At 41.8% G+C, this 6,583-nt stretch carries 8 protein-coding genes; all 8 read right to left on the bottom strand.

Annotated elements, in window-relative coordinates; translation table 11 throughout:
• A partial coding sequence (locus tag DL92_RS0111135) for a hypothetical protein (RefSeq protein ID WP_026667748.1) occupies positions 1-282 on the bottom strand: 282 nt, incomplete at its 3' end.
• 246 nt (positions 283-528) lie between these two features.
• On the bottom strand, positions 529-1,104 hold the full coding sequence (locus tag DL92_RS0111130) for a histidine phosphatase family protein (RefSeq protein WP_026667747.1): 576 nt from the start codon (positions 1,102-1,104) through the stop codon (positions 529-531).
• Positions 1,105-1,179: 75 nt separating this feature from the next.
• Complete coding sequence (gene rsgA / locus DL92_RS0111125) at positions 1,180-2,097, bottom strand: ribosome small subunit-dependent GTPase A (RefSeq protein ID WP_026667746.1); 918 nt, start codon at positions 2,095-2,097, stop codon at positions 1,180-1,182.
• Complete coding sequence (gene pknB / locus DL92_RS19040; RefSeq protein WP_051625311.1) at positions 2,097-4,130, bottom strand: Stk1 family PASTA domain-containing Ser/Thr kinase; 2,034 nt, start codon at positions 4,128-4,130, stop codon at positions 2,097-2,099. The genes rsgA and pknB overlap by 1 nt, the downstream gene beginning before the upstream one ends.
• Entirely contained in the window at positions 4,123-4,881 is a 759-nt protein-coding gene (locus DL92_RS0111115) for a Stp1/IreP family PP2C-type Ser/Thr phosphatase (RefSeq protein ID WP_026655447.1), read from the bottom strand. Before DL92_RS0111115 ends, pknB begins: the two co-directional genes overlap by 8 nt.
• Positions 4,882-5,137: 256 nt before the next feature.
• Positions 5,138-5,416: a hypothetical protein gene (locus tag DL92_RS0111110; RefSeq protein WP_026655448.1), complete on the bottom strand. Its 279-nt coding sequence runs from the start codon at positions 5,414-5,416 to the stop codon at positions 5,138-5,140.
• A 129-nt stretch (positions 5,417-5,545) separates the two neighbouring features.
• Positions 5,546-6,199, bottom strand: a complete 654-nt coding sequence (locus DL92_RS0111105) for a nitroreductase family protein (protein WP_026667745.1) — start codon at positions 6,197-6,199, stop codon at positions 5,546-5,548.
• Entirely contained in the window at positions 6,196-6,537 is a 342-nt protein-coding gene (locus tag DL92_RS0111100; RefSeq protein WP_026667744.1) for a hypothetical protein, read from the bottom strand. The genes DL92_RS0111105 and DL92_RS0111100 overlap by 4 nt, the downstream gene beginning before the upstream one ends.
• Positions 6,538-6,583: the final 46 nt, after the last annotated feature.

Raw genomic sequence — 6,583 nt, 5'->3', positions numbered from 1 at the left:
CTCGGCTTCTCTTATCATCTTATCTATGGCACTTCTAAGCCGCGTACACTCGCCCTTTGCTCCGTCCATTCTAAAAACGCAGACGTTCTTAGCCTTAACTGCGTTCTGCTCGTTAACGCCAATCCACTCGCCTGCTCTGCTTAAATCTATTCCATCAAGTGTATCTTTCTGGGTCTCAATCTGTCTGATATATCCGTCGATAACTGTCTGTTTCTCCCTCATTGCTCTGATATCTTCTCTGATCTCTTCAATCTTTCTTCTGCAATCCCCGATTCTACTCACTATAACCTCCAATACGTTGTTGTAACATATTTTTTTACATAGCAAATGTGTCAAACACAGGCACATTAATCATCTTTGTGAATATTAATTTTTAATTCTTCACAAACATTCACAAAAGTATTATCACACAATCCAAACATGTTGTAAATCAAAAATAGTAAAACCATCAATTACATCGTTTTTCAAAATAACTGCCCTTATTCGCAGTATACTTGCCAAAATTTAGTCCGGTTATTTAACGATATACTAGATGATGTCCTTAATCAGGCGGTGAACGCCGTCCTTAGATTCGTAAACAAAGATTTCGCAGTTCTTGGGACGGGGACGCCAGATGTAGCCGCGTTTTGAGTTTTCAAAATAGCCGCGGATTGGACGAATGATTCCGCCGTGGCAGACAACGAGTACGTTTTCATAATCTTTTTGCTCAAGTTCTGTGAGGAAAGATTTGGTGCGATCGACCATGTCTTTTACCTTTTCGACTCCCGACGGTGCGGGAAAGATTTCGGGAATCGTCCAGTATGCAGTCATTGGAAGTGCAACTTTGTAATAGTTTACTCCGTCATATTTTCCAAAGTCCGCCTCTATGATACGTTCATCCTTTATAATTTCCGAAGGATCTGTATCTCCTATTATCGATGCAGTCTGAACCGCTCTAGTAAGCGGGCTTGCATATACCGCGTCAAACTTAACATCGCCGATCTTGGCTTTGGTTGCGCGTGCCTGCTCCATTCCTGTCTCATTGAGAGGAATATCAATTCTTCCCTGCATCAGTTCTTTTTTGTTGTAATCTGTCTGTCCGTGTCTTGTAACGTATATCTTCATCTTGTATTCTCCATTGATGCGGATTTCTGCAATTTCATTTAAAATGTCATGCTTCTTAATTATCAAGCGCAAAAGTCAGCGTCTTGCTTTTTTGCTGTAATCCGGCCTTGCGTTCTTTAAATCCTCATATATTATCTTGTAATTTTCGTAGCGAACCGCAGAGATTTTCCCTTCGCTGAGCGCATTTTTTACTCCGCAGTCCGGCTCTGCAATATGCGAGCAGCCACCGAATCTGCACTCGGGCTCATACTCCTCAAATTCAGGATAGTACTGCATAAGATTGTCTGTCGTGACATCATTTAAGTTAAGTGAAGTAAATCCCGGAGTATCGAAAAGATAGGTCTCTTCGTCGCCCTGCGACAACTCACTTACGTAAAAGAGCTCCGAATGTCTTGTTGTATTTTTTCCTCTGTCTATCTTACGACTAAGTTCTCCCGTCTGCATAAGAGCATCAGGTACGAGCTTATTTAAAAGCGAAGATTTTCCGACTCCGCTTGGTCCCGCAAGAGTTGTGGTCTTTCCGCGAAGGAGCTCTTTTAACTCATCAAGCCCCTTTTCCTCTTTTACACTTATAAAAAGAACTTTGTATCCACACTTCTCATATGCATTATAAAGTTCCTGCTGCTCTTCCTGCGTCGCAATGTCCTGCTTGTTGAAGCAGATAATCACGGGAAGGTTCTGCTGCCTCATCATGATAAGAAAGCGATCAAGCAGATTGTAATTGGGATCAGGCTTAACTATGGCAAACAAAATAACCGCCTGATCCACATTGGCAACAGGCGGTCTTAAAAGCCGGTTCTTGCGGGGAAGTATCTCTGTGATATTCCCCTTTTTATTCTCTTCGTCGATAATGTCTATCATGACGTTATCGCCAACCAGCGGTTTTACATTATCTTTTCTAAAGATGCCCTTTGCTTTACATTCATAGATTTTCTCATCATGAGTTTCTATGTAGTAAAAGCCGGCAATTCCTTTAATTATCTTTCCCTGCATTAATGGGTCTCCTGTGTAAACTGAGCTCGCATTTGAACATCAACCCGCTCCGGAACATAGCCTGCATCGGGTTCTTGTGCAGGTACTGATACGTAATATGTATAACTTACAACACCCGTAGGTGTTTTAATTCCGGTAATCTCAACAGGATACGGGAATGAAGTTGTATCAAACTCGCGAAGTACCGCACCATCAGAAGAAGTAATGGATATATGTACTTTATCTCCGGGATTATAAGGATATTTTCCACCTTCAGGTAAAGGTAAGCTCTCCTTAAATGAATATGAAACTTCTCCGGGGCCTGTAGATACCTCTATGTGCACAACAGTTCCTTCCTTGACCTTCTTTCCGGCTTCGGGAATCTGTCTGCAAACCTTATCCATAAGTTTAGGATCGGAATTCTTCACATCCTTGGCTGTTCCAAGTTCAAGTCCTGCTTCTACCAACACAGCCATAGCTTCATCTGTCTCAAGTCCGACAAGATCCGGAACTTCTATCTCACCTTCCATTGAAGAAGCATCAGATGATGCATCTGCTTTTCCCTTATATTTTGAACCGTTACTTACATACACAGTGATCGTAGAGCCTTTATCAAGCTTCTCACCGGCCGCAGGTGATGTTGATACAACGGTATTGTTGGGCTGTGTGTTATCTTTATCGGCTTCTTTTTTTACCTTATAGCCTCTGTCATCTTCAAGCAATGACTTTGCCTCTGCATATGTCTTTCCAACTACATCGGGAACTTTTCCCTTGTCGCTGTCCTCGGCTGTAACCTTAGCATCACTTGCACCTGAGGAGCCTTCGTTAGACTCAATCGTTCCGAAAAGTCCGATTCCTCTGGCAACAAGCAAGACAACAACAAGAGCAACTATTACCGCCATCACAATGGCTATTGAAGATGTGATTCTCTCAATCTTACCATCTTCCTGCATTGTTCCTCTGCGTCTTCTGTCATGCTCTTCGCGGTAATAATAATCTTCCTCTTCTTCATCGGCATCGTCGTCTTCATAATCTCTGCCGTATTTTCTTATTTCTCTATCATAATCGTCATAGTCATCCTGTTCATATTCTCTGACAACATCGCGTTTGAGCCTCATCTGCTCAGGTTCAGGCATACGTGGATCTCTATTCTTCACATGCCTCACCTCCTCATCGGACGCAACTCTGGTTACGCCGTCCTCATCGGGATCTACCATGGATACAAAATCCTTGTCAGGTGTAATAAGTGACTTCTTAAGATCCTGAATAAGCTCAGCTGCATTCTGATATCTTCTGTCAGGACTCTTTTGACAACATTTAAGAACAATCTTTTCCACACTGATAGGAATTTCTTCATTAAAGTCCGTCGGTGTGGGAAGTTCCTCCTGAATATGCTTAATAGCTATTGCAACGGTAGTGTCCCCGTTAAAAGGAACTCTTCCGGTAAGCATCTCAAAAAGCGTGATACCAAGTGAGTAAATATCACTCTTGGCATCGCTGTATCCGCCTCTTGCCTGCTCGGGAGAAGTATAATGCACCGATCCCATAACATTTGAGGTGATGGTGTTACTTGTAGCTGCTTTTGCAATACCAAAGTCGGTAACCTTAACCTTACCGTCTTTGGAGATCATAATGTTCTGAGGCTTGATATCTCTGTGAATAATATTGTTATTATGTGCAGCCTCAAGACCCATGGCAACCTGTATGGCAATGCTGACAGCCTCTTTTACAGAGAGTCTGACCTTTTTCTCAATATATTTTTTGAGAGTGATTCCGTCTACAAGTTCCATGACGATATAGTTGATACCGTCCTCGTCACCAACATCATATACGTTTACAATGTTAGGATGCATAAGCCCCGCTGTTGACTGCGCCTCAACACGAAACTTTGCTACAAAATTCTCGTTCTCGGAAAATTCCTGTTTCAGTATTTTTACCGCAACAAGACGATTAAGTTTATGATCTTTTGCTTTATAAACATCGGACATTCCGCCGGTGCCGATCTTCTCAAGCACCTCGTAGCGATCTCCGATCACCATACCTATTTTAATCATTCAGTCCTCCATCGCGAGTGGGTTCATCGGCAAAGGGTTCTATCAGGATAACTGCTATATTATCCTTGCCTCCGTTATTATTTGCCGCGACAACCAGCTTCTGGGCCTTCTCAATAATGTCTCGCTGACCGCTGACAATCATGCGGATTTCTTCATCTTCAAGCATATTCGTGAGACCGTCCGAACACATAAGGACGATATCCCCTCGATTAAGTTCCACTGTAAAAAAATCGATGTCTACAGTTTCCGTGGCACCGATTGCCCTCGTGATAATATTTTTATCAAGATGTGTCCGAGCAGTTTCTCTATCAATTCCGCCCATTCTGACCATCTCTTCCACAAGGGAATGGTCTCTTGTTATCTGGGTGATTTTATCATTGATGACGTAGAGCCTGCTGTCACCGACATTCGCTACTTGCAAATACCTGCCGATAACCGTACATGCGACAACCGTTGTTCCCATACCAAAGAGCGACGGGTTTTCTGCCGCTTTTTCTCTAAGGTTGCGATTCGCTATCTTAATCGCGTTCTCCAGAATTTTAACAGGACTCTGTTCAAAAGACTTCTCTATCTCTTCTACCATTGTGTCAACCGTATACCTGGACGCATAGTCACCTGCATTGTGACCTCCCATGCCGTCCGCAACAATAAACACATTGGAAAGATTACCGATTTTTCTGTCTGAGGAAAAGATATAATCCTGATTAAGCTTTCGCTTCTTTCCAATATCCGTCACGGAAAAAGTCTTCAACAAACCAACATCCTCCACAAACCCTTTTTCATCATACACACACAAAATAAGCAGGTACTACACTTTCTCCTCCAAAAGCTTCCTGCAAAGTAGTTTACAGGCGCTATAAACATCCCTGCTCATTTCACTCCTAATTATAACCAACTTTATAGTCTTTAGCAATTATAAGTGTTTGATATTGTATTTGCAATCTTTTCATATTTTAGTCATCAAATGCCTTTATATCCCCATTTTTATGTATCGACCGCGATCACTTTTACATTGCCATCGCAAGAAATGCCAAAATATATATCGCTATAACCGATACCGTCGCAAATATATCAAATATACCTAAGATCTTTACAGTCTTGTCGCCTTTTCCCAATGAACGTCCCACAAAAAAGAACACAAAGCCAAAAAATGCAAAAAACATTGTAATTGAATTGATTGCTCTTATAAAGTTTGAGTCCTCAAAAGCATATAAAAAGATAAAATTCAAAACTGCCGATACTATCGGTACTATCTCCACTATTGTTGCTATCTTTTTCTTGTCCATTCCCCTGTTATCATGGTCATCCGAAAATGACCATTACTCCTTTCCTTTTCTTTCCAATCACTTGAATTCTATTCTAACTCATAATCGGATTTTTTTTAAGTTTCGATATTTCGTCAACCCCAGAAATAATCAGAACTTTCTCCCCGAACCGATCTCAAAATGGCACTTCACGATGCCGATATCCACCTTGCTGAAAGGGCCGCCCTTGTCAATAAATTCAACTTTTTCACCATCTGCAAATTTTATCACGAACTTCTGCTGATTTATTGCAGTGGGAGCCAAAAGAGCCATCTCAACGCCTTGATTAAACCAATCCGGACGCTCACCTGCTGCCTCAACCACCTGCTCAAAAGTCTTGGATTTTCTAACTTTCCCCTGATCCTTGCCATAACCTATTGCGATAGCTATAACAAGTTTTTCATCGGGAGCAACTTCGGCAGATATGGTCTTATGATTAAAGCCCCCTGTCCAGCATGTGTTAAGTCCTAAACTCTGTGCAAAAAGAACCAGTTTCTCGCCATAGTAACCAATCTTTTGTTCCAGGTCATCCGAAGCTCTGCCGACACATGCGATAACGCTCGGTGCCGAACCAAGTCCCCTTGCTCTGTTTATCAGATTATTATATATTCTTCCCGCATCTTCAATAAACTGCAAATGAAGTCCGCTCTCAGCATTGAGCTCACTCACTTTGGCTCTTAGCTGTATGATTTTCTCCGGCTCGATCATCTGCGGCTTATAACTTCTAACCGAATGTCTGGCCTTGATTGCTTCGATTTCTGTCATATTTTTTCTCCTTCCAGATATGAAATGGTCTTCCCATGTCTCTTTGCATATTCAATCTCAGATCTTGTGCTGTCTCCGATATAACCTCCGACATTTATCACAAAAATCTCATCAGCCATATCTATCTTTCTCTTATGCATATCATCAAGCATTTCTTTTGTCTTTGTAAGCGTTCCCTCGTCCATGCTCTCCCAGACTTCTTTATCACCTGAATGACCAAAAAGCCCTACGCTGATAACGATTTTTCCATCCAATGTCAGTTTCTTCTGAGCTTCCATAAACTCGCTCTTAAAACGTGTGCTGCCGCATAATGTGACTACTTTGTAGTTTCCGACCATTGATAAACACTCCCATTGTGTATTTTTCTTATCTCTATTTATTCTT

This window comes from Butyrivibrio sp. AE2005 (assembly GCF_000686965.1).
Lineage (GTDB): Bacteria > Bacillota > Clostridia > Lachnospirales > Lachnospiraceae > Butyrivibrio > Butyrivibrio hungatei_A.
Note: the sequence above shows the minus strand (reverse complement) of the source record. Positions and strands in the feature narration are given on the sequence as shown.

Coding starts and splice junctions, on each gene's coding strand:
- DL92_RS0111130 (WP_026667747.1), bottom strand. CDS start 1,104: ATGAAGATATACGTTACAAGACACGGACAGACAGATTACAACAAAAAA.
- rsgA (WP_026667746.1), bottom strand. CDS start 2,097: ATGCAGGGAAAGATAATTAAAGGAATTGCCGGCTTTTACTACATAGAA.
- DL92_RS0111110 (WP_026655448.1), bottom strand. CDS start 5,416: ATGGACAAGAAAAAGATAGCAACAATAGTGGAGATAGTACCGATAGTA.
- DL92_RS0111100 (WP_026667744.1), bottom strand. CDS start 6,537: ATGGTCGGAAACTACAAAGTAGTCACATTATGCGGCAGCACACGTTTT.
- pknB (WP_051625311.1), bottom strand. CDS start 4,130: ATGATTAAAATAGGTATGGTGATCGGAGATCGCTACGAGGTGCTTGAG.
- DL92_RS0111105 (WP_026667745.1), bottom strand. CDS start 6,199: ATGACAGAAATCGAAGCAATCAAGGCCAGACATTCGGTTAGAAGTTAT.